The 22,402-nt window shown below is 42.7% G+C and carries 21 protein-coding genes and 2 pseudogenes; 15 read left to right on the forward strand and 8 right to left on the reverse strand.

The window, feature by feature from the left end; all coding sequences use genetic code 11:
• Nucleotides 1-182 precede the first annotated feature (182 nt).
• From ABUA34_RS08600 to ABUA34_RS08650, 11 genes are all read left to right on the forward strand, one after another.
• Entirely contained in the window at nucleotides 183-2,318 is a 2,136-nt protein-coding gene (locus tag ABUA34_RS08600; protein ID WP_055273298.1) for an LTA synthase family protein, read from the forward strand.
• A 151-nt stretch (nucleotides 2,319-2,469) separates the two neighbouring features.
• Nucleotides 2,470-3,921 (forward strand): IMP dehydrogenase, encoded by a 1,452-nt coding sequence (guaB, locus tag ABUA34_RS08605; protein ID WP_015533942.1) that lies wholly within the window; start codon nucleotides 2,470-2,472, stop codon nucleotides 3,919-3,921.
• A gap of 132 nt (nucleotides 3,922-4,053) precedes the next feature.
• Complete coding sequence (lepB, locus tag ABUA34_RS08610; protein WP_022215883.1) at nucleotides 4,054-5,094, forward strand: signal peptidase I; 1,041 nt, start codon at nucleotides 4,054-4,056, stop codon at nucleotides 5,092-5,094.
• 38 nt (nucleotides 5,095-5,132) lie between these two features.
• Nucleotides 5,133-5,984 carry a PHP-associated domain-containing protein gene (locus ABUA34_RS08615; RefSeq protein WP_173795715.1) on the forward strand — a complete coding sequence of 284 codons (852 nt, stop codon included), beginning with the start codon at nucleotides 5,133-5,135 and terminating at the stop codon, nucleotides 5,982-5,984.
• A gap of 23 nt (nucleotides 5,985-6,007) precedes the next feature.
• Nucleotides 6,008-7,429: a sodium-dependent transporter gene (locus ABUA34_RS08620; RefSeq protein WP_055280491.1), complete on the forward strand. Its 1,422-nt coding sequence runs from the start codon at nucleotides 6,008-6,010 to the stop codon at nucleotides 7,427-7,429.
• 126 nt (nucleotides 7,430-7,555) lie between these two features.
• Entirely contained in the window at nucleotides 7,556-8,524 is a 969-nt protein-coding gene (locus ABUA34_RS08625) for a tRNA dihydrouridine synthase (RefSeq protein WP_055146980.1), read from the forward strand.
• 89 nt (nucleotides 8,525-8,613) lie between these two features.
• The gene (locus ABUA34_RS08630; RefSeq protein ID WP_015533938.1) at nucleotides 8,614-8,976 is read left to right on the forward strand and encodes a YccF domain-containing protein; all 363 of its coding nucleotides are present in this window, start codon (nucleotides 8,614-8,616) and stop codon (nucleotides 8,974-8,976) included.
• Between the two features lie 561 nt (nucleotides 8,977-9,537).
• Nucleotides 9,538-11,289: an aspartate--tRNA ligase gene (aspS, locus tag ABUA34_RS08635; protein ID WP_022215887.1), complete on the forward strand. Its 1,752-nt coding sequence runs from the start codon at nucleotides 9,538-9,540 to the stop codon at nucleotides 11,287-11,289.
• Between the two features lie 296 nt (nucleotides 11,290-11,585).
• Nucleotides 11,586-11,801: a hypothetical protein gene (locus ABUA34_RS08640; RefSeq protein WP_015533935.1), complete on the forward strand. Its 216-nt coding sequence runs from the start codon at nucleotides 11,586-11,588 to the stop codon at nucleotides 11,799-11,801.
• A 123-nt stretch (nucleotides 11,802-11,924) separates the two neighbouring features.
• Nucleotides 11,925-12,611, forward strand: coding sequence for a hypothetical protein (locus tag ABUA34_RS08645; protein WP_349823163.1), 687 nt, complete (start codon nucleotides 11,925-11,927; stop codon nucleotides 12,609-12,611).
• A 36-nt stretch (nucleotides 12,612-12,647) separates the two neighbouring features.
• On the forward strand, nucleotides 12,648-12,809 hold the full coding sequence (locus ABUA34_RS08650; RefSeq protein WP_349823164.1) for a hypothetical protein: 162 nt from the start codon (nucleotides 12,648-12,650) through the stop codon (nucleotides 12,807-12,809).
• Nucleotides 12,810-12,952: 143 nt separating this feature from the next.
• Here ABUA34_RS08650 and ABUA34_RS08655 read toward each other — a convergent pair whose 3' ends face one another.
• The 5 genes and pseudogenes from ABUA34_RS08655 to ABUA34_RS08675 form a co-directional block, all read right to left on the reverse strand.
• On the reverse strand, nucleotides 12,953-13,468 hold the full coding sequence (locus ABUA34_RS08655; protein WP_022215889.1) for an immunoglobulin-like domain-containing protein: 516 nt from the start codon (nucleotides 13,466-13,468) through the stop codon (nucleotides 12,953-12,955).
• Nucleotides 13,469-13,524: 56 nt separating this feature from the next.
• Nucleotides 13,525-14,274: a sensor histidine kinase gene (locus ABUA34_RS08660; RefSeq protein ID WP_349823165.1), complete on the reverse strand. Its 750-nt coding sequence runs from the start codon at nucleotides 14,272-14,274 to the stop codon at nucleotides 13,525-13,527.
• Nucleotides 14,275-14,295: 21 nt separating this feature from the next.
• Nucleotides 14,296-14,367, reverse strand: a pseudogene (locus ABUA34_RS08665) (hypothetical protein); the annotation flags it as partial.
• Nucleotides 14,343-14,801: a hypothetical protein gene (locus ABUA34_RS08670; protein WP_349823166.1), complete on the reverse strand. Its 459-nt coding sequence runs from the start codon at nucleotides 14,799-14,801 to the stop codon at nucleotides 14,343-14,345. The gene ABUA34_RS08670 and the pseudogene ABUA34_RS08665, both read right to left, overlap by 25 nt.
• A 41-nt stretch (nucleotides 14,802-14,842) precedes the next feature.
• Complete coding sequence (locus ABUA34_RS08675) at nucleotides 14,843-15,508, reverse strand: response regulator transcription factor (protein ID WP_349823167.1); 666 nt, start codon at nucleotides 15,506-15,508, stop codon at nucleotides 14,843-14,845.
• 221 nt (nucleotides 15,509-15,729) lie between these two features.
• Between ABUA34_RS08675 and ABUA34_RS08680 the strand changes: the two genes are divergently transcribed.
• The 3 genes from ABUA34_RS08680 to ABUA34_RS08690 all read left to right on the forward strand — a co-directional run bounded on the left by ABUA34_RS08680 (nucleotide 15,730) and on the right by ABUA34_RS08690 (nucleotide 18,060).
• On the forward strand, nucleotides 15,730-16,089 hold the full coding sequence (locus tag ABUA34_RS08680; protein WP_022215893.1) for a helix-turn-helix transcriptional regulator: 360 nt from the start codon (nucleotides 15,730-15,732) through the stop codon (nucleotides 16,087-16,089).
• Between the two features lie 208 nt (nucleotides 16,090-16,297).
• A complete protein-coding gene (locus ABUA34_RS08685; RefSeq protein WP_173795712.1) occupies nucleotides 16,298-16,642 on the forward strand; it encodes a COG1361 family protein in 345 nt (114 codons plus the stop codon).
• 41 nt (nucleotides 16,643-16,683) lie between these two features.
• Entirely contained in the window at nucleotides 16,684-18,060 is a 1,377-nt protein-coding gene (locus ABUA34_RS08690; protein WP_349823168.1) for an ABC transporter permease, read from the forward strand.
• A gap of 243 nt (nucleotides 18,061-18,303) precedes the next feature.
• On the opposite strand, the gene typA is transcribed toward ABUA34_RS08690, so the two are convergent.
• The 3 genes from typA to ABUA34_RS08705 all read right to left on the reverse strand — a co-directional run bounded on the left by typA (nucleotide 18,304) and on the right by ABUA34_RS08705 (nucleotide 22,091).
• A complete protein-coding gene (gene typA, locus ABUA34_RS08695; protein WP_349823169.1) occupies nucleotides 18,304-20,130 on the reverse strand; it encodes a translational GTPase TypA in 1,827 nt (608 codons plus the stop codon).
• A gap of 130 nt (nucleotides 20,131-20,260) precedes the next feature.
• Nucleotides 20,261-21,145, reverse strand: a complete 885-nt coding sequence (gene hslO, locus ABUA34_RS08700; RefSeq protein WP_015533929.1) for an Hsp33 family molecular chaperone HslO — start codon at nucleotides 21,143-21,145, stop codon at nucleotides 20,261-20,263.
• A 142-nt stretch (nucleotides 21,146-21,287) separates the two neighbouring features.
• On the reverse strand, nucleotides 21,288-22,091 hold the full coding sequence (locus tag ABUA34_RS08705; protein WP_349823170.1) for a class I SAM-dependent DNA methyltransferase: 804 nt from the start codon (nucleotides 22,089-22,091) through the stop codon (nucleotides 21,288-21,290).
• Nucleotides 22,092-22,282: 191 nt separating this feature from the next.
• Between ABUA34_RS08705 and ABUA34_RS08710 the strand changes: the two are divergent.
• Nucleotides 22,283-22,402 (forward strand): annotated as a pseudogene (locus tag ABUA34_RS08710) (DNA mismatch repair protein MutT); the annotation flags it as partial.

Raw genomic sequence — 22,402 nt, forward strand, 5'->3', positions numbered from 1 at the left:
CTCGCGCTCTTTTATATTAATTCACACTCAGGATTCAATCCTGATTTTTTTTTGCCCTCAGAAGCGATTGGTAATAAAATTTAAACATTTTTACTATTGAATAAATGACATGTAGTGATATAATCAATCACAATCGTTGAATATCAGAAAAAGTATAATTTTTACGAGGTAATGATTAAATTATGAAAGAGAGACTTAAGAATTTTCATCATTCAGCAGTTTTTATCTGTCTGGTTCTTGCAATTGTTCTGGACGTTGTTCTGGAAGCTCTTGGAAGACATTCGCTGTTTAAGGCGATATCGTATGTGTGGAATCAGCCGCTCATATTCCTGTATAACTGTTCGATCATTTTCTTTACGCTGACACTTTCGCTGCTCATGAGAAAGAGAATATTCGGATACTGCGTTATATCGTTTGCATGGCTGATACTTGGAATCACGAACTGCATAGTTCTGGGATTCAGAATAACGCCATTTTCAGCTATCGATATGCTTATGGCGAGGAATACGATAACTATCATAGACAAATATTTTAATGTATGGCAGATCGTGCTCATAGCTGCGCTTCTGTTCGTTGCGCTGGCAGCCATCATAGTTCTGTTCATAAAATCGCCGACGGTTACGGGCAATATATATAGAACGAGAACGACTGTGTTTATAGTTGCGACATTCTTCTGTGTAATGCTCTTCACCAAGATCGCGCTCAATGCACAGACTATATCAGATAATTTTGCAAACCTTGCAACGGCATACAACAATTATGGATTTGTATACTGTTTCTCAAACAGTGTGGTCGATGTAGGTATAGGACAGCCGAGTGATTACAGCGAGGATAAGATGCTTGAGATAAAGGACGATTTGGACAGTGTTGGCACAACGGATTCAAAGCTTGGCAAGGACAAGCCAAACGTTATATTTGTACAGCTTGAGTCATTCATGGATCCGTCATATGTAAAATGCCTCACGTTCAATGAGAATCCTATTCCGAATTTCACAAAGCTGAAGGAGGAATGTACATCAGGATTCCTGACGATGCCGGCGATCGGTGCAGGTACAGCCAACTCGGAATTTGAGGTGCTCACGGGATTTAACGTGGCATATTTCGGTGCAGGTGAGTATCCATATAAGACCATACTTGGCAAGCAGACCATAGAGAGCATGGCGACACAGCTGAAGCTTGATGGTTATTCAACACATGCCATGCACAATCATGATGGTACATTCTATGACAGATACAAGGTGTATAAAAACATGGGATTTGATACATTTACCCCGATGGAGTATATGTACAATCTGGAGCATACTCAGAAGAACTGGGAGAAGGACAATGTCCTTACTGGTGAGATCATGAAGACTCTGTACTCCACCAATGGACGGGATTTCATATTCACCGTCAGCGTACAGGGACATGGAAGATACCCATCAGAGCTTGACGAGGAGAATTACAGTTATCCTATAAAGGTTGCCGGAACAGGCGATGAGAGCCTTGATACACAGTGGACATATTACTGTAACCAGCTCCACGAGATGGACGATTTCATTGGCAAGCTTATAGACAGACTTAAGGCGTACGATGAGCCGGTCGTTCTCGTTATGTATGGAGACCATCTTCCTGGATTTGAGATCACAGAGGACGATATAACCAACGGAGACCTTTACCAGACAGAGTATTTTGTCTGGAGCAATATGAAGAACTTCCCGGTTGAGGATGAGGATATAGAGGCATATCAGCTCAGCACAAAGGTGTTTGATATGCTGGGATTTGAGAAGAGCTATGTGCAGAAGTTCCAGTCAAAGTACAAGCCGGGCTATGCAAACTATGATGATGATCTCGAGAACATTGAGTATGATATGCTTTATGGACAGAGATACATGTATCCTGATGGATGGCCATATGAGCCGACGAATATGAAATACGGCATAAGCAAGATCAGGATCTCGGAGATCACAAAGGGCGTGTATGTGCCACCGGTTGATGAAGAAGCGGATTTCACGGCAAATGATGGTTCCGGGGACGGTGAGAGTGCTGAGGAGCCACAGCCTATGAATGGATATTATATCCACGGAAGCAACTTCAATGAATGTACATTTGTGTGGATAGATGATGCCTTTTTGAAGGAGACTATCTATATAGACAGAGATACGCTGTTTCTTCCATATGAGGACTCGTTTGAGGCGGGCAAGGAGATATCCGTGGCGCAGGTCGGAGACGACAGTATAGATTTCGGAGTGGAAGACACTTATGTATATAAGGGAGATCCTGAAGATCCGGAGGACACAGAGACAAATGTGACCACGGAGACGGAAGAACTGCCTTGACAAGAACTATATAATTTGTTAGCATGTTTAAAAAGTAACATCACCCAACGCGATAAGTGTTGGGTGATGTGTTTTCTCTATTAAGGCTAATTGACGTACATAATGAGCACAATGCTCTTATTAAATATTTTACAGAAAGAGAGAGAAGAAAATGGGTAAGATTATTGGCGAAGGAATTACATTTGATGACGTTTTATTGGTACCTGCTTATTCTGAGGTATTACCAAATGACGTTGACCTTACAACAAAGCTGACACAGAAGATTAAGTTGAACATTCCTCTTATGAGTGCCGGTATGGACACAGTTACAGAGCACAGAATGGCTATTGCCATGGCTCGTCAGGGTGGTATCGGAGTTATCCACAAGAACATGTCCATAGAGAAGCAGGCAGAGGAAGTTGACAAGGTAAAGCGTTCAGAGAACGGTGTAATATCAGATCCATTTTACTTATCTCCAGAGCATACACTGGCAGATGCTGACGAGCTTATGAGCAAGTTCAGAATCTCAGGTGTACCTATCACAGAGGATGGCAAGCTTGTTGGAATCATAACCAACCGTGACCTGAAGTTTGAGAAGGACTACACCAAGAAGATCAAGGAGTCAATGACATCTGAGGGTCTTGTTACAGCAAAGGAAGGAATCACACTTGACGAGGCTAGAGAGATCCTTGGAAAGGCTCGTAAGGAGAAGCTTCCTATCGTTGATGACGATTTCCATCTGAAGGGACTCATCACGATCAAGGATATTGAGAAGCAGATCAAGTACCCATATTCAGCACATGACGCACAGGGCAGACTTCTCTGTGCAGCAGCAGTAGGATGTACAGCCAACATCCTCGACAGAGTTGCAGAGCTCGTATCAGCAAAGGTTGATGCGATAGTTATAGATACAGCACATGGACATTCAGCCAACGTTCTGAGAACCTTCAAGATGGTTAAGGAGAAGTATCCTGACCTTCAGGTTATTGCCGGTAACGTTGCAACAAGATCAGGCGCACAGGCTATGATCGACATGGGTGTAGATGCAGTCAAGATCGGTATCGGACCTGGTTCTATCTGTACAACAAGAGTTGTTGCAGGTATCGGTGTACCACAGATCACAGCTATCATGCAGGCATATGATGCAGCTATGAATGCCGGAATCCCTGTTATCGCAGATGGCGGTATCAAGTATTCAGGAGATATCACAAAGGCTCTGGCAGCAGGTGCCAACGTATGTATGATGGGAAGCCTGTTCGCAGGTACAGATGAGGCTCCTGGTGATTTCGAGCTTTATCAGGGACGTAAGTACAAGGTATACAGAGGTATGGGATCTATAGCAGCCATGGAGAATGGTTCTAAGGACAGATACTTCCAGGAGAACGCAAGAAAGCTTGTTCCAGAGGGCGTTGAGGGCCGTGTGGCATACAAGGGATCACTTGAGGATACAGTATTCCAGCTCATCGGTGGACTTCGTTCAGGTATGGGTTACTGCGGAGCAAAGAACATTGCAGAGCTTCATGAGAAGGCAGAGTTCGTCAAGATTTCAGCAGCTTCACTCAAGGAGAGCCATCCACATGATATCCATATCACAAAGGAAGCTCCTAACTACAGTGTAGAGTAATAGAAATTTGCATAGATGATTTCAGATAAGAGGATGCATATCTGTCAGATATGCATCCTTTTTTCTTGACACCGTTCTGTTATGTGAGATAATGGAGAATAGGTGTCTTAGAAAAGAGGTGTTTGGATATTTATGAAGGTAAACAATCCAGGTAAAAAAGATCTTGACCAGCTTGTGATGCTTGAGCAGGAGACATTTTCTGAGGCTGAGGCAGCAAGCCGGGAGTCTATAGAGCGAAGACTGAAGGCGCACAGAGAAACTTTCTGGGTGCTCAAGAAGGACGGACGAATAATAGCAGGTATAAATGGCATTACTACTAATGAGAAGGATTTGAGCGATGCCATGTATACGGGCGAGGACTTCTACGACAAGAAGGGTCGCTGGCTTATGATATTCGGCGTGTCAACTCTGCCGGACTATCAGCACAATGGATATGCGGCGAAGATAATGCATGAGGTTCTTCAGGAGACGGTCAAATGTAAACTCGACGGAGTCGTCCTCACATGTAAAGAGAACATGATCCCATTCTACGAACAATTTGGTTTTGTGGATGAGGGCGTGAGTGAATCTGAGCATGGCGGTGTCGTCTGGCATCAGATGAGGATAAGGCGCAGAGATATAAAACGTGATTATAAGCAGGATGTGATTGATTGTATAGTGATAGTAGTTGTGGCCGCCGTACTGGCATTTCTGCTGGGACGATTTGTGATATTAAACTGTAATGTACCTACTGGTTCCATGCTTGAGACAATACAGCTTGGAGACAATATAATAGGAAGCAGGCTTACATATAAGTTCTCTGATCCTGAGCGTGGCGATATAGCCATATTCAAGTGGCCGGACGATGAGTCCCAGGTATATATCAAGAGAATCATAGGACTGCCGGGTGAGACCGTGGAGATCATAGATGGTAAGGTATATATAAATGGAAGTGATACTCCGCTCAAGGAGGATTATCTGAGTGATGAGGCAAGGACTGACGTAAGATCGTTTGGACCGTATCAGGTTCCTGAGGACTGTTACTTTATGCTGGGAGACAACAGACCAAACTCAGCGGATGCCAGACTTTGGGAGAATACCTATGTGAAGCGTGACAAAATACTTGCCAAAGCAGAATTTGTGTATTTCCCATTTTCACAGATAACATGGCTTGGAAACGGAGCAGAGTATTAGATTGTATGTCATGATGGATAATCAGAGGAGATGGTCACATGAACAGAGTAAGATTTGACATGCATTGTCATACGGCTGAGGGATCACCCGATGCCAAAGTAAAGATTCTTGATTATATTGATCTGTTAAAGCAGCGTGGTTTTCACGGAATGCTGGTCACAGACCATGATTCATATTCCGGATACAAAGCGTACTTAAGGCAGAAAGATAAGGTGAAGGATTTCACTGTGCTCAGAGGTATTGAGTATGATACGTTTGACTATGGACATTTCCTTATCGTATTGCCATCAGATACACCTGAGGAGGTGTACGACCTGTTTGAACACAGGGGCATGGCGCTTATCAGGGTGATATGGCTTGTGCACGAGTGCGGCGGTATACTTGGCCCAGCTCATCCATTTGGCGAGAAGTTCATGAGCTTTGGCAGCACGAGAAGGCTTGGCATGATAGAGCACAGACTATATGCACAGCATTTTGACTTCATAGAGGGATATAATTGCTGTGAATCAGTCAAGAGGAATAAGATGGCCAGAAGGCTTGCGTCATACTATGATATACCTGTTTTCGGTGGAAGCGATGCCCATAAGGAGAACTGTGTCGGACTTGCAGGTACATATCTTCCGGATCATATACATTCGGAGGATGATCTGATAAATTATATAAATGACGGCAATCATCCCGAGGTTGGCGGAAAGAGATACCCGAAGACCTTGAAGGACAAGATAGGACCTGCCGGTAAATTCCTGACGTATGGATTTTATTTATACAATATATATGGCGCATTCCGAAATTATCCTGCGAGATGTCGCGCATACTTTGCGGCATCGGCAAAACTGAAGGCAAAAATGAAAAGTAACTGTTCAGACAGGGGACTGGATAGCAAAAAATAAAAGCAAAAACAGAAAGGGCGATTATGAATAAGAAGGAAAGAAGTAATTTTACGGGGACGCTGGGCTTTGTTATGGCAGCAGCGGGAAGTGCGGTAGGACTTGGAAATATATGGAGGTTCCCATATCTTGCGGCAAAGGACAACGGTGGTGTGTTTATACTTGTGTATATAATACTTGCGCTTACATTTGGATTCACACTGCTCACAACAGATATTGCAATAGGAAGAAAGACTCGGCAGGGACCGCTCACAGCTTATGGTCTTATACATAAGAAGTGGAAATGGCTTGGCGGTCTGGCGTGGATCGTACCGGTTATAATCCTTCCATATTACTGTACTATCGGAGGATGGGTCCTGAAGTATATGACCGCATATTTTACAGGTCAGACAGAGGCTGCCACTGGTGACGGTTATTTCACCGGTTTTATAACAGCCCAGACTGCGCCTATAGTATTTGCACTTATATTCCTTACGGCCACAGGCGTTGTCGTATTCTGTGGTGTTGAAAAGGGAATAGAGAAGTTTAGCAAGGTGCTCATGCCGATATTGGTAATTCTTATAATTGGAATTTCAATCTATTCACTGACGATCAAGCATACCGGTGATGATGGTACAATCAGAACAGGAATTGATGGACTGAAGGTATATTTGATTCCTGATTTTAAGGGAATGACATTCAGGGATATATTCATGGTTGTAATGGATGCCATGGGACAGCTCTTCTTCTCGATAAGTGTCGCTATGGGTATCATGGTTGCGTATGGCTCATATGTTAAGAAGGATGTTAACCTTATGAAGTCGATCAATCAGATAGAGATATTTGACACGGCAGTGGCTTTCCTTGCTGGTCTGATGATAGTCCCTGCGGTGTATGTGTTCTCTGGAACGGAAGGCATGTCAGCGGGCCCTGGACTTATGTTCATATCTCTGCCAAAGGTATTCAATGCCATGGGTAAGGTCGGAACAGTCATCGGAGCCCTGTTCTTCATCATGGTTACATTTGCGGCGATCACATCCTCAGTATCGGTCATGGAAGCGATAGTGTCAGGACTTATGGATAAGTTCCATCTCACGAGAAAGAAGAGTGCGGTCATAACAACTGTATATGCGGTTGTCGGAATGTTGGTCGTATGTTTCGGTTACAACATATGGTACTTTGAGCTCAAGCTTCCAAATGGAGCTACAGCCCAGATCCTCGATGTGATGGATTACCTGAGTAACAACATCTTCATGCCGCTTGTGGCTATCCTGTCATGTATACTTATCGGCTGGGTAGTGAAGCCTAAGACGGTTATAGACGAGGTTACAAGAAATGGCGAGAAGTTTGGAAGAAAGAAGCTCTATATTGTCATGGTAAAGTTTGTGGCACCAATACTGCTTGCATTGCTGCTTCTCCAGTCGTTTGGAATTGACTTTGTACAGTTTGTTACAAATCTGTTCAAATAGAACAATATAGTTTATAATGTAGAGGCATTTGTCATGTGAGTGATGAAGGCCTCTATATTTTTGTCATAAGGAATGTCATTGCAGGATATTTATACCGGGTTTACGGATTTAATGGGAGAATGATGGATGAACAACAGGGATGATTTGATATATCTTGCCCCGATGGAGGGGATAACAGGATACATATACAGAAATGCACATCACAAATATTTCGGCGGCGTTGACAAATACTTTATGCCGTTCATTGCCCCGGCGAAGGGACGTCCTCTCAGAAACAGGGAACTAAGGGATGTGCTGCCGGAAAACAATCAGGGGATAAATGTGGTGCCGCAGCTTCTGACCAACAGCGGCGAGGGATTTGTGAAGGCCGCAAAGTTCCTGAAGGAGCTTGGATATAACGAGGTGAATATCAATCTCGGCTGTCCGTCAAAAACTGTTGTCACGAAGTATAAAGGCTCGGGTTTGATATACGATACGGAGAGGCTTGACAACTTCTTATATGAAGTATTTGCCGCCGACGTGATGGATGTGTCTATAAAGACCAGAATAGGAAGAGACAGTTCTGTGGAGTTTGAGGATATCATAGAAATATATAAGAAGTATCCGATAAGTGAGCTGATCATACATCCGAGAATACAGACGGATTTCTACAAGAATACGCCAAACATGGAAGTGTTTGCCGAAGGTGTGGCTTCATATGGAAGACCAGACACAGTGTGCTACAACGGAGATATAAACAGTGTGGCGGATTATGACAGGTTCACGGGCGATTTTCCTGATATAAGTAAGGTTATGATAGGCAGGGGGATAATAGCTGATCCTTGTCTGGCGGAGCGGATAAAAGAAGAGTGTGGCGACAGTACATATGACTGGAACAGATTCTTCATATTCCACGATGAACTTTACAGGAATTACTGTGAGTCGGATGTGGGCAGGGGCAACACGATGTTCAAGATGAAGGAGCTGTGGGCTTACTGGTCGAGGCTGTTTTATGATGTGGAGGGAGCTGAGAGGGCTCTTAAGAAGATCCGGAAGACTAGAGATAATGGTGAGTATGAGGCGGCAGTCAGGATGCTGGCTGCACTGTGCAGATGAAATGAATTTAGTATGATGGGGTGTATTGTATGAGTGTATGCTTGGATTACTATATGTTAGTTGTGTTTTGATGATTAGGAGATGATATCATGGGATGTCTTGGAAATTGTATATGGTTTTTATGTGGCGGAATATTGAGCGGACTTTCGTGGGTGGCAAGCGGGGTGCTGTGCTGTATAACGATAATAGGGATTCCGATTGGGATGCAGTGCTTTAAGTTTGCAGGACTTGCATTCTTTCCATTTGGAAAAGAGATAGTGTATGGAGGCGGGGCTGGCTCGCTGATCGCGAATATCATATGGCTGCTCTGCTGCGGAATACCTATGGCGGTAGAGAATGCCTGCCTGGGGCTGCTGCTTTGCATAACGATAGTCGGAATTCCATTTGGGCTTCAGTTCTTTAAGATCGCCAAACTGTCGCTCATGCCGTTTGGTGCAGAGATTGTGGGATGATGGTGGAAATATACATAAATATAGTTGACAGAACTTGAATCACTAGAATATAATAATGTGGCGTCAGATATGTGCTGACGCCATATATAAGGCAATGACGAAGAGAAGTAGCATAGATTATCGCCCACAGAGAGCCGGTGGTGGTGGGAGTCCGGCGGAGTGAATATATGTGAATAACACTTTACCAGCCGCAAGCTGAAAGATATAGCCCATAGCGGGATACGTGTTTTATGTCGAGTAGGGGAGCCGTAGCTGCACGATACGCAGAGAGGTCATGAGCAAGGTGACTGAGAGGGACTGGGACGCGATGCTTTGAATATACGAAGATCGTGTAACGGTAAATCAGGTGGTACCGCGGACATTAAAGCAGACAAGTAACCGACAGGTAGTTTGAGAGAGCTTATGTTCGTCCTGAATATTTGCATATATATATGTGCATCTGATTCAGGATGAACATAAGCTTTTTCTATTTGCAAGAGAAATAACAGCCAGTGCGTAATCCTGAAAAAGCCAAAGTGGACATAAAGCCACAGGCAAATAGTAAAGAAAAGGAGAGAACAGATGACAATCGAGAACATTTATCGTAACAGAACAATGAACGAGATCACTGAGGGCGATGTGGGACAGACACTTAAGGTTGCCGGATGGGTAGAGAATATCCGTGACCATGGTGGAGTATCATTTATCGATCTGCGTGATATGTATGGCGTGCTCCAGGTAGTAATGAGAGACACATCACTTCTTGACGGAATAACAAAGGAGGACTGTGTATCAATCGAGGGTATCATTGAACACAGAGATGAGGAGACATACAACCCTAAGATCCCTACAGGTACTATCGAGCTTGAGGCGAAGACTGTAGAGATACTCGGTAAGGTATACAAGCAGATTCCATTTGAGATCCAGACATCCAAGGAGACACGTGAGGATGTGAGACTCAAGTACAGATATCTTGACCTCAGAAACAAGAAGGTTAAGGACAACATGATATTCAGAAGTCAGGTCATCAGCTACCTTCGTCAGAAGATGACTGAGATGGGATTCCTTGAGATCCAGACACCTATCCTCTGCGCTTCGTCACCTGAGGGCGCAAGAGATTACATCGTGCCATCAAGAAAGTTCAAGGGCAAGTTCTATGCACTTCCACAGGCACCACAGCAGTACAAGCAGCTCCTCATGGTATCAGGATTTGACAAATACTTCCAGATAGCTCCTTGTTTCAGAGATGAGGATGCGAGAGCAGACCGTTCACCAGGAGAGTTCTACCAGCTCGACTTTGAGATGAGTTTTGCAACACAGGAGGACGTATTCAAGATTGGAGAGGAAGTCCTCTCAGCAACATTTGAGAAGTTTGCACCTGAGGGCGCAGTTGTTACACAGGCTCCATATCCGATCATCAGCTACAAGCAGGCTATGCTTGAGTTCGGTACGGATAAGCCTGACCTCAGAAACCCACTTAGAATAATAGATCTTACAGATTTCTTCCAGAGATGTACATTCAAGCCATTCCACGGCAAGACGGTACGTGCCATCAATGTACACAAGAAGCTTTCAAAGGGACAGCATGAGAAGATGCTCAAGTTTGCACAGAGCATCGGCATGGGCGGCCTTGGATATCTGGAGATACTTGAGGATATGTCATACAAGGGACCTATCGACAAGTTCATTCCTGATGATATGAAGGGTGAGATCGCAGAGCTTGCAGGCCTTCAGCCTGGAGATACTATTTTCTTCATCGCAGACGTGGAGGAGCTTGCAGCGTCATTTGCAGGACAGATCAGAGTTGAGCTTGGTAACAGACTTGATCTCAACGAGAAGAACGCATTCCGTTTCTGCTATATAAATGACTTCCCAATGTACGAGTACGACAAGGAGAGCAAGAAGATCATCTTCACTCACAATCCGTTCTCAATGCCACAGGGCGGACTTGAGGCGTTAAATGAGAAGGATCCACTTGATATCCTGGCTTACCAGTACGATATCGTCTGCAACGGTATCGAGCTTTCATCAGGCGCCGTAAGAAACCACGACATGAAGATCATGGTTAAGGCATTTGAGATCGCAGGATACACAGAGGATGATCTGAAGGAGAAGTTCGGAGCACTCTACAATGCATTCCAGTTCGGAGCACCACCTCATGCAGGTATGGCTCCTGGTGTGGACAGAATGATCATGCTTCTCAGAAACGAGGATAATATCAGAGAGATCATCCCATTCCCAATGAATGGAAATGCACAGGATCTTATGTGTGGAGCACCTGGAGAGGTTACAGAGCAGCAGCTCCGTGAGGTTCACATTAAGGTCAGACAGTAAAAAGGCCGGACGGCACTTGTAGTTCGAGATATGGATATGAAAACATATATACAAACACATTCAGTTACCTTCACTTCAGCTTGCTTACATTTGCATGCTGCGAAAACCGCGATAAGAGCGGTGCGGTCTTCGCAGCAGCAGTAAGCGCTGAAGATCAGTCACTTTCATTATCGTTTGTATATATGTTTCATATCTTATGTATCAAGAACTACAAGTGCCTGTTTTTTTGACATGTACTTGTGCATAAAAACGGTTTTAATTGTTTTTATGAGAATTGTAAGAGGAGGCTTTTGACGATGGCAGGTTTTCTTATAAAGGACACAACTAGGGAAGAACGAGAGCAGATAGTTGCCGATTCTCTGGGAAATATAGATGCTTACTGCGATGGATGCATGTGCGGTATCACAGAGATGTACCAGGATTATATTGATGGGAAGAAGGAGCTCCGTGAGATCAATATGGAGTTCAATGCGAGATATGTCCGGGATGAGGATATGGATGGACGGAAGTGAGCATATGGTGACAACTTTAATAATATGTATGTTGCAGAGCTGGGAAAGCCATGTTAATATGGACATACAGTTAGCTGGTTTACAATAACATCCATAAATAAGTATTAAAAAGGGGAAAATTGTATGGGGATACGAAAAGAAATATTTATATGTGCTGCGGCGCTTTCGATTATGGCATGTACTGCCTGCGGTAGTTCTGAGGGAAATGTTTCAGGAACAAATGGCGTGGAGACCTCGACCGGTGTGGAAAGCGGAATGATAGAGCAGCCACAGGTTATGTATGATGGGTATATCTATTATTACAATGCAACCGGAAGAGATGAGAAATTGCCGGAAGGATACGAAATCGCGGGAACGATAAAAAAGGTCGACAGCAAAGACTATCCTGCAGAGAATTTTGCGGCAGCAGGCGTGGATCTTGAAGCTGGACAGGAAATATATATCAGCACAACTGAGAAGAATGTCATTTATCTGAAATATGACAGCGGATATGCGAGGTTTGAGAGAAGTCCTGAGGATGCTGCAGCGGAAGAACAGGATGAGACGGAGGTTGCAGAGAAAGAAAATGAGATAGAGGGGAATAGTGAAATGGCAGATAATATGGATGATGCTATGGCAGAAAATTATGGAGAATATGGATTTGGAGAAGACGGAGAATTCGACTTTGACAGTATATTGGGGATAGATCAGCTTGACCTGAACTACGAGGCACATGTTGCAGGATTTGACGGAGAGAGCTTTTTATATAGTGTGTATTTTGACGGCGGTGTGACAGATGAGAAAGCTGAAGAGATCCAGCAGGTGATGTAGGGTTATTCTTCACAAAATGGTGATGAAGAAAACTATATGGGGTATATTGATATATATAAGGGTGAAGACCAGATAATGATATACCTTGACCTTGGCGGTGTATCAGAAGAAAATAGCAACATGGCGGTAACGGGTATACTGAACGCACTTAACAGTGTCTCAGGTATAAAGAGTGTTATCATAAACGAAGAGATGTAGAAAAAAGAAAACATGTGTGAAAAGTCCATGATGTTTATTCTGAAATCACAAAGTAATTTTTGGCTATCTTTTCAAAAGTTCTGAGTCGAACTTTCTACTTCATAAGCGTTTTTTTTATTTCATGCTTATGAAGTAGAGAATTTTTACCTTATCGTAAATTCGCAAGATAAATTATATGTATCGTAATCCCAATCTCTTTCACTTTCAAAGAACGCAAATTGTTTAATCAAACGATAGTGTCCAGCAGGCAATTCTCCATAAAAACTTTTAACATCAATTTCTAATGTTAATCGTTCGTTAGGCTTAATAAAACAATCCTTTTCATTGCTCTTTGAGGGGTCATCAAGCTGTTTAAGTTGATACCAAGTGCCGGATTGTTCAGCTTCTATTTCAAAATAATTTGGTGAATATCGGTATTCTTTATCAGAAGTATTTTCTATTAGAAATGAAAGGTGCTTCAAATCTAAATCCTTTTCTGTACTCATTGAAATCTTCAAATCACCCAAAGTGTCAAGTGCTTCTTCACTTCCATAAGGAGAAACCTCATATTCTTCGGAATAATCTTGTACTACATGGTTATCACTGTCCTTTGCTTGACTGCACCCAACAATACACACCAATAACGATAAGTTTAGAAACATACATATTATTTTTTTCATTTGTCCTTATCTCCTTTCTTTTAAATTTATAATAGCAATAAAATGTCTATTTTCAATCAACTTTCATTGCAATTTATTTTTACTGTAACACATGCTCCCCCTGCTTCATTATTAGCAATTTGGATATTTCCGCCATGTCTTTCACTTAAAATCTTACTAATATTCAGCCCTAATCCAAAATGTTCAGTAGATATATCTTTCGATGATTTATAAAATGGTAATGTCGCTTTTTCAATATCAATATTTTTAAACCCGCAACCATCATCTGAAACAGATATAACTAAATTATTATTCTCTATTACTGCGCTAATAGCAATATCACTTTTTGCGTATCTAATACTATTAGAGAGTAAATTTTCATAAATCTGCATGACTGTATTTAAATTGATAAACAAGGTTATATTATCACCGCTTGTAGTAATTGAAAAATGTTTGTCATAACAAAGTGCTTCTGCTGTGTTATTAAAATTATCAATAAGTGCATGAAATGTAATCTGTTGCCGTGGAATATCAATATCCTCTAACCTATATAAGTTCGTCATAGCATTTACATATTTTTCAAGACGTGAAACATTTTTTGACATTACTGATATTTCATCTAATATTTCTTCTTGTGATACTAAGCCTTTGGGAATAAAGGAAAGCAGCATAGTAGCATGACCCTTTAGTAAAGTCAAAGGAGTGCGTAAGTCATGTGAAAAAGCAGCGTTTAGACGGCGCTGTTCAGCAAATTGTCGAAACATAGTTTCATTATTTTTCGCCAAACAGTCTTTCATTTTTTCAAAGGCATGACAGAGTTTTCCCATTTCATCATTTAATGGATATGATAACGTAAAATCTAAGTCATTTGCTTCAATTTTATGATACGCATTAGTTAATAGCTTAATAGGTTTCGATATTTTTTTTTATAAAAAAATGTTACACAACATATCATATTAATAGATAATACGATAGGAATAATTGCAACATTTAATGAACCTAAAACACTGTCAATAAGCCTATCCCGGTTTGTAAAATTAGGTGAAACTTCGATATATGAAACATGGTTCGGATAGACATATTCGTGTACTGGGCGTTCTTTTTGATAATCAACATTGAACTTGCATATCTCGTTTCCTTTCGTATCAAATATTGTGTATTTTGTTTGGTCATTACTATAAGCGGCGGTAAATGAACCATTTTCCGGTATATCATACCTTGTTGACATATTTTCATACTTATAGTTCAAATTTATTCTGTATTTGTCAACCATTGAAATTAAAAGTATACAAATAATTATTCCAATCAACAATGAAAACAAAGCATAAAGAACAAAGGACATCCTAATACTCATGCTATTTAACCGATTGAACCATCTGCTTCTCTTTAATTTTTCTATTTATATCCGCACCCCCAAACAGTTTCAATGTAAGGTCTATCGCCTAAAGATAAAAATTTTGCCCTAATACGTCTGATATGTTCTGTAACAACTGTATTATCACCAATGCCGTCTAATCCCCAAACTTTTTCATAAATAGTTTCCCGGTCAAAAACAATTCCTTTGTTTTGTGAAAGGAAAGATATTATATCAAATTCCTTTTTGGTAAAAGCTATATCCTTATTATGATAAAACACAATACGTGAGGAATAATCTATAACCATATCTTCATCAAATTGCACCTTTGAAGATGTATTGTGTCTTTTTTCTCTGCGAAGATGTGCTGCAATGCGAGCTTCTAATTCATCAACAGAAAATGGTTTTATTACATAGTCGTCTGCGCCAATAGAAAATCCTTTTATTTTATCACTATCTTCAATGCGTGCTGTTAAAAAAATTATAGGGCATGAAACATAATCCCGTATTCTTTCACAAACAGTAAATCCATCAATATCTGGCATATTAACGTCTAACAAAATAATGTCAGGTTTTTTTTCTACTTCTTTTAATGCAGCATTTCCTGCTGTTGCAGTATATACCGTATATCCAAGTTTGCTGAAATAGCAATACAGCATTGATACAATTTCTTTTTCATCGTCTACAATTAAAATACTCTGCGACATAAATGTGCCTCCATTGTGAATATCTGATTTAAGATTATCAAACAAAAATCTATTTCTAATCAATTTCTTTAATTTTCGATGTCATTAGATATTATATATGGCAATATGAGTTGTAGCAACCTTACTCTGCATGTTTTATGCTCTATTACCATCAATACTATGATATGTGTAATCATATCTCAAAGAAAAGAGGAACAGTAAAATGTAATAGGGTGAAAAATATGAAGCAGGATAAAGTGAAGTATGATTTTAAGGCTTTCGGGCAAGCCATTAAAGCAGCAAGAAAAGCAAAGGGAATATCACGCAATCAGTTAGCCGACACACTGAATATTGCGCCCCGGTATATCGCGTCCATTGAAAACAGCGGGCAGCACCCAAGTTTACAGATTTTATATGAGCTTGTAACCCTGCTTGACGTATCAGTAGACCAGTTCTTTTTCCCGGAACGGGAACAAGAGAAGTCCACACGCCGCCGTCAGCTCGATACCATGCTTGACACAATGAGCGAAACAGACTTAAAAATCATGTCTGCTACTGCAAAAGGCATAGAGGAAGCCAACAATGACAGGACGGGGGAATAAAGTTCCCTCGTTTTTGTCTGCATAAAGTGAATGAAGCGTCGCAGAATTGCGGCGTTTTTCTTTTGCGCTTTTTGGCATACTGGGAGTTCCGTTGTAGTGATAAGTGAGGAAAAAACTTTCTTAGCAAGCATAGGAAAAGAGTACCCTTTTCCGTATTTTCGCCCTCCCGTCCTGCGGTGCGTCGGTTGAAAATTGCTTGTTGGGAAGTGTGGAGGAGATTGAGACGTATATAGGCAATATAGAGTCTGGAAAGAGCGGAAGCATAGATATCCTCACGAATGCCGTGGCGACGACTGCTGCGAGCGGTGATATGTCAAAGGTGATAGTTACATATGAGGACAAAGAGGGGAATGAGACGACGATTGAGGGGAATTTCAAGGCGACTGTGGAATCTCCGGTGTATGACAATGTAGAGAAGATAAAGGACAGCACAAAAAGCAGTGATAAAAAGGTGTTATATGGTGTAATTGCTGTGGTTATAGTGATAGCTCTGTTCTGTATATGTGCGATAAGAAAGCACAGGAGAAAAAAGGAGATTCTTGATGAACTTTAGATTCCGGTCACGGGGAGAGAGTTTATAAGGAGATGGATTGTATGGGGTGGATATGGCATTTGTGTCTTATGAATATGAAGAGAAGAAAGATCAGAACATTTCTCACCGTTCTCGGCGTGATGATAGGTGTTATATCGGTTGTAGCACTTCTGGCTGTGGGAATCGGAGTCAAGAACGAGATGATAGATTCTGCGGTTGCAAGTGGAAGTGTCAACCAGATAACGTTATACAGTGAGACCGGAAGTAAGCATAAGGATCGAATGATAACGGACAGAACGATATCTACATTGACAGATCTTGCAAATGTGGATGGTTGTTATCCTCTGTATGAGGTGCCTGTGAGTATGAAGTATGGGGAGTATGAATACTTTGGCAATCTTGTGGGTGTGCCGGGAAATGAGCTTGATGGCTGGAGTCTGGCCTATGGGGAAAACAGCAATTCTTCACATGGGACACCTGAACTGATCTCGGGCGGCAGTGTGGGCAAAATGTTCTTCAATCAAAAGACATTTGACAGTTACGAGAAGAGAGAGAAGAAGAGTATTGCATCCCTTGTCGGAAAGAGATTTGACACGACCGTCGGATGGAGCGGTGAAAGTGACAGGATATTCAAACTGAAACTCGCCGGGGTTTTATCTGATGGAGATACGGATAACAGCTCTGACAATGCTTCTGCTGACACTTCTTATGACAGTGCAGTTCAGGATGAAGAGTCTGACGAATCGCTGGACATCTCTGACAGCTACAGCGAGAAGTCTCAGACGATATACTGTGATATGGATTCACTGAAAAGCCTGCTCAGAAAGGTCAGCGCCGATGGCAAGCTTTACGGTCAGCCGGTGGATGGCAATGGCAACAGCTACCGTGAATTTGTCTACACATCAGCGGTGGTGATCGTAGATGATATAAATAACGTCGATGCGATGGTAAAAAAGCTTCAGGACATGGGGTATCAGACAGAGAATTCCAAGGAATATCTGGACACGATACAGAAGTACCTCAAGATGATACAGCTTCTTCTCGGCGGAATCGGAATGATAGCACTTATTGTGGCTGTCATAGGAATAAGCAACACCATGACGACCTCTGTATTCGACCGGGTAAACGAGATCGGTATATTGAAGGTCCTCGGCTGCGACATAGACGAGCTCAGACTTCTGTTCCTCATGGAGGCCGCAGTGATAGGACTTGTCGGAGGCGTCCTCGGAGTATTATCCTCCTACGGAGTGAGAATAGTGGTGAATAAAGCCGCCGTCTCCATGTTCAACCTTGCAAAAGGAACCCAGATAGCCATGATCCCATGGTGGCTTGCACTGGCCGGAGTCCTCGGCTCCGTGATCCTCGGAGTGGCAGCAGGCTATTTCCCAGCAAGATGGGCCTCAAAACTAAGACCAATAGACGCCGTGACAAGGAGGTAAAAGGTCACAAAATTATCGCAAACATAAAGAAAAAGCCAGAAAGATACAAAAAACAGAAAAGTTGTATCATTCAGAGGAAAATAAGCAAAAAAGATACAGTTTTACGCACAAAAAAAGCAGAGACAACTCACACAAAACACAAAGAATGTGTGAACTGTCTCTGCTTTTGTTGTATATCCCGTGATGGATCCACATCCTTACAGGGTACGGGCTTCACTATCTCAAAGGACTTTTCGTCCGTCCTTATTTCCTGTTGGCTCTGTAACGGAGAGTATGGTCAAGAATCTTCTTACGGATTCTGAATGACTTTGGTGTGATCTCCAGAAGCTCATCAGTGTCGATGAAGTCAAGAGCCTGCTCAAGACTCATCACCTTTGGAGGTGAAAGCTTGAGAGCATCATCTGATCCTGAAGAACGTGTGTTGGTAAGCTGCTTCTTCTTGCAGACATTGACCTCCATGTCCTCAGCACGAGGATTCTCACCTACAACCATACCGGCGTAAACCTGCTCACCAGGTCCGATGAACAGTGTTCCACGCTCCTGTGCGTTGAAAAGACCATATGTGATCGAAGTACCTGACTCGAATGCGATGAGTGATCCCTTTGAACGGTAGCTCATGTCACCCTTGTATGGAAGATACTCGTCAAATGTTGTGTTGATGATACCTGTACCCTTGGTAGCTGTCATGAAGTCACCACGGAATCCGATAAGTCCACGGGATGGAACAGAGAACTCAAGTCTTGTGGTTCCATTTCCTGTAGGAGCCATTCCCTGAAGCTCACCCTTTCTCTGGTTCAGCATGTTGATGATAGTACCTGCAAATTCGTCAGGAACATCTATATAAGCGATCTCAAATGGCTCAAGCTTATGTCCGAGCTCATCTTCCTTGTAGATAACCTCAGCCTTACTTACTGCAAATTCATAACCTTCACGTCTCATGTTCTCGATGAGGACTGACAGGTGAAGCTCACCACGGCCTGAAACCTTGAAAGCCTCAGTTGTGTCAGTCTCCTCAACTCGGAGGCTGACATCTGTGTTCAGCTCTCTGAAAAGTCTCTCACGGAGATGTCTTGATGTTACGAACTTACCTTCCTTGCCTGCGAGAGGAGAGTCATTTACCATGAATGTCATGGCGATGGTTGGCTCAGAAATCTTCTGGAAAGGAATTGGGTCAGGATTCTCAGGGGAGCAGAGAGTATCACCTATCTGTACATCTGCGATGCCTGAAACAGCAACGATAGAACCTATCTGTGCTTCCTTAACCTCTATCTTGTTAAGACCCTCATACTCGAAAAGCTTTCCGATACGAACCCTCTCGAGCTTGTCCGGGGCATGCTCATTTACTATGACAAGATCCTCATTTACCTTGAGGACACCATTGTCGACCTTGCCGACACCGATACGTCCAACGTACTCGTTGTAGTCGATTGTGCTGACAAGCATCTGTACACCTGCCTCAGGATCGCCTGTAGGAGCAGGAATGTAATCAATTATAGTGTCGAACAGAGGCTTCATGTCTGTGCCTGGCTTGGATGAGTCAAGTGTTGCATAACCGGACTTGGCAGAAGCAAATACAAATGGGCAGTCAAGCTGATCCTCATTTGCATCGAGCTCGATGAGGAGCTCAAGAACTTCGTCAACTACCTCGTCAGGACGTGCCTCAGGACGATCACATTTATTTACACATACGATAACTGCAAGATTAAGCTCAAGAGCCTTCTTCAGAACGAACTTGGTCTGTGGCATAGGACCCTCAAATGCATCAACAACGAGGATTACTCCGTTTACCATCTTAAGAACTCGCTCAACCTCACCGCCGAAGTCTGCATGACCCGGAGTATCAATGATGTTGATCTTGGTGCTTCCATATGTTACGGCAGTATTCTTGGAGAGGATAGTGATTCCTCTTTCACGCTCGATATCGTTGGAATCCATGACACGCTCAGCGACCTCCTGATTGTCACGGAACACACCGCTCTGCTTTAAGAGCTCGTCTACAAGTGTTGTTTTACCGTGGTCAACGTGGGCGATGATAGCCACATTTCTGATATCATCTCTTGTTATCTTCATAATTTTCACTCTTTCTTTCAAATTTAGTCTACTTTACAACGGTTAACATTCTAGCATAGTGAAAAAACCAATGCAATAATTATAATATACAAAAATGTTGTAAAAATGAGGGCAAATGGCGGAAAAATGATTATTTTGCAGCCGCTTTGAGCAGCATCTCTTTGAGTTCGTCAGGTGAGAACTTGTAATGAGAGTTGCAGAACTGGCAGTTGACCTCTATAGGCTCGCCCTCTTCAAGAAGACTTGCGATCTCTTTTTTGCCAAGGCTGAGTACCGCATTGTAGTATCTCTCCTTGCTGCAGTTGCAGTGCCACTCGGTAGGCAACTCATCGGTCACTACAACGTCATATCCTTCAAATACATCCTTGATGATGTCAAGAGGAGTCTTGCCCGCATCGAGGAGACTGGTGATAGAAGAGAACTCGTTAAGTCTCTTCTCAAGGACATCGATGAGCTCATCCGATGCAAATGGCATGAGCTGGATGATGAAGCCGCCTGCCTGTTTGACGGTGTTGTCCTTCTCCATGAGAACACCAAGGGCAACAGATGTAGGAATCTGCTCAGATGTCGCAAAGTAATAAGTAAGATCTTCGGCGATCTCACCGGACACGAGCTGTGTCTGACCGACATAAGGCTCCTTGAGACCGATATCCTTGATAACTGAAAGTACACCAAGATCAAGAGCCTTGGCAACATCCAGCTTACCCTTGTCATTTGCGTGAAGGATAACGTTTGGATTGTTGACATATCCCTTGACTCTTGAATGTGCGTCTGCAGTTACGGTAAGTCCTCCGATCGGTCCGTTGCACTGGATCTGCAGTGTGAGTACGTCGGACTCGTTCTTGCACTGTGCTCCCATAAGTGCTCCTGCTGTGAGCAGTCTTCCAAGTGCGGCTGTAGCCACAGGGCTTGTGTTGTGGATAGATCTTGCAGTCTCCACGATATCTCTTGTTGTTCCGGCGAAGAATCTTACCTGATTGTTCGCCGCCATACCTCTTATTATATGATCGCTCATGTTGTATACCTCGCTATTCTATGTTGATTAGTTTTGTTACATTTTGAAATCTGTCCGGTTATCTCTATATATAATCGCATTATAATAATGATATATTGGACAATCTTCACCATTTTATATTATGAATGATGATAAGACAAGCCTATTCATAGTGTTTGTTATCTTGGTGTGTCTCCCTTGCAATCACGTATACCCTTTCACTGGAATCTGTGGCTGGCTGCCATGTAAATGCATCGTACATGGCGACGAGCTCCATGCCTGAGTCAGCAACGCATTTCCTCATGTCATCAAGGGTCAGGCCTCGCTGATAATGAAATTCCTGATACTTCCTGTATAGAGGACACTCATCATCCGGCTCAATGCCTGATTCTGGGTATTCTGGGAGAAACAGGCTGAGAGCCAGCTCATTTATATCGGTTTCCGTATCGTAGTAGTTATCCCAGATAAAGCTCACGTCGTCCCTGTCCTCGGCTATGGTGCTGTCGGCAACCACATCCTTGAAATAGTGGCGAGTCTTGAAGTCGCAGATAAATATGCCCTTTGATTCGAGATAGTTATTTGCCAGCCTGAATACGTGGGTTATGTCGGCAAGCTCCGTAAGATAGTTGATGCTGTCGCACACGCACACGATGGCATTCACCGTGCCGAAGAGCTCAAACTCCCTCATGTCCTGCATGAGATATAAGATGGATTCATGTCCTGTATCCAGCTTTTTCTCATTTGCCACCTCAAGCATCTCATATGAATTGTCGATACCGATCATGTCATATCCTGCGTCCGCCAGCCTTTCCGTTATCTCTCCGGTGCCACATCCAAGCTCACATATGAGCCCTTCGTCCACTCCGTATTTTCTCAAAACTTCTATTATATATGTGCACCAGTCATCATATGGAATGTTGTCCATCAGTTCATCATAGACACTGGCAAATACCTCATAAGCGTTCATGCTTCCTCCTTCAGCCTGCGCTGGTCAAATCTCTTGATAACAGTTTGAATTGTACCACAGCTTAAGTTTTATAGTAAACTGCAATAAATAATTATGCATAAAATTCGAATGATTGTTGAAGAAACTTAAAATAGCATTTATTATGTTACTGGGCAGAACAAATATAAAAATCAGAAAGAGGACAAGCAGAGATGGAATACTGGGATATTTACGATGTGAACAAGCAGCCTACAGGACGCACTATGAAGAGAAATGACTGGAATATGCAGCCGGGGGATTATCACCTCACAGTGCTCGGTGTGCTCCAGAAC

This window comes from Coprococcus sp. RTP21428st1_C9_RTP21428_210409 (assembly GCF_040227395.1).
GTDB lineage: Bacteria > Bacillota > Clostridia > Lachnospirales > Lachnospiraceae > Coprococcus > Coprococcus aceti.

Excerpts from the sequence above, each read along its gene's own strand:
- ABUA34_RS08600 (WP_055273298.1), top strand. The coding sequence starts at position 183 with ATGAAAGAGAGACTTAAGAATTTTCATCATTCAGCAGTTTTTATCTGT.
- guaB (WP_015533942.1), top strand. The coding sequence starts at position 2,470 with ATGGGTAAGATTATTGGCGAAGGAATTACATTTGATGACGTTTTATTG.
- lepB (WP_022215883.1), top strand. The coding sequence starts at position 4,054 with ATGAAGGTAAACAATCCAGGTAAAAAAGATCTTGACCAGCTTGTGATG.
- ABUA34_RS08615 (WP_173795715.1), top strand. The coding sequence starts at position 5,133 with ATGAACAGAGTAAGATTTGACATGCATTGTCATACGGCTGAGGGATCA.
- ABUA34_RS08620 (WP_055280491.1), top strand. The coding sequence starts at position 6,008 with ATGAATAAGAAGGAAAGAAGTAATTTTACGGGGACGCTGGGCTTTGTT.
- ABUA34_RS08625 (WP_055146980.1), top strand. The coding sequence starts at position 7,556 with ATGAACAACAGGGATGATTTGATATATCTTGCCCCGATGGAGGGGATA.
- ABUA34_RS08630 (WP_015533938.1), top strand. The coding sequence starts at position 8,614 with ATGGGATGTCTTGGAAATTGTATATGGTTTTTATGTGGCGGAATATTG.
- aspS (WP_022215887.1), top strand. The coding sequence starts at position 9,538 with ATGACAATCGAGAACATTTATCGTAACAGAACAATGAACGAGATCACT.
- ABUA34_RS08640 (WP_015533935.1), top strand. The coding sequence starts at position 11,586 with ATGGCAGGTTTTCTTATAAAGGACACAACTAGGGAAGAACGAGAGCAG.
- ABUA34_RS08645 (WP_349823163.1), top strand. The coding sequence starts at position 11,925 with ATGGGGATACGAAAAGAAATATTTATATGTGCTGCGGCGCTTTCGATT.
- ABUA34_RS08650 (WP_349823164.1), top strand. The coding sequence starts at position 12,648 with ATGGGGTATATTGATATATATAAGGGTGAAGACCAGATAATGATATAC.
- ABUA34_RS08655 (WP_022215889.1), bottom strand. The coding sequence starts at position 13,468 with ATGAAAAAAATAATATGTATGTTTCTAAACTTATCGTTATTGGTGTGT.
- ABUA34_RS08660 (WP_349823165.1), bottom strand. The coding sequence starts at position 14,274 with ATGGGAAAACTCTGTCATGCCTTTGAAAAAATGAAAGACTGTTTGGCG.
- ABUA34_RS08670 (WP_349823166.1), bottom strand. The coding sequence starts at position 14,801 with ATGAGTATTAGGATGTCCTTTGTTCTTTATGCTTTGTTTTCATTGTTG.
- ABUA34_RS08675 (WP_349823167.1), bottom strand. The coding sequence starts at position 15,508 with ATGTCGCAGAGTATTTTAATTGTAGACGATGAAAAAGAAATTGTATCA.
- ABUA34_RS08680 (WP_022215893.1), top strand. The coding sequence starts at position 15,730 with ATGAAGCAGGATAAAGTGAAGTATGATTTTAAGGCTTTCGGGCAAGCC.
- ABUA34_RS08690 (WP_349823168.1), top strand. The coding sequence starts at position 16,684 with ATGGGGTGGATATGGCATTTGTGTCTTATGAATATGAAGAGAAGAAAG.
- typA (WP_349823169.1), bottom strand. The coding sequence starts at position 20,130 with ATGAAGATAACAAGAGATGATATCAGAAATGTGGCTATCATCGCCCAC.
- hslO (WP_015533929.1), bottom strand. The coding sequence starts at position 21,145 with ATGAGCGATCATATAATAAGAGGTATGGCGGCGAACAATCAGGTAAGA.
- ABUA34_RS08705 (WP_349823170.1), bottom strand. The coding sequence starts at position 22,091 with ATGAACGCTTATGAGGTATTTGCCAGTGTCTATGATGAACTGATGGAC.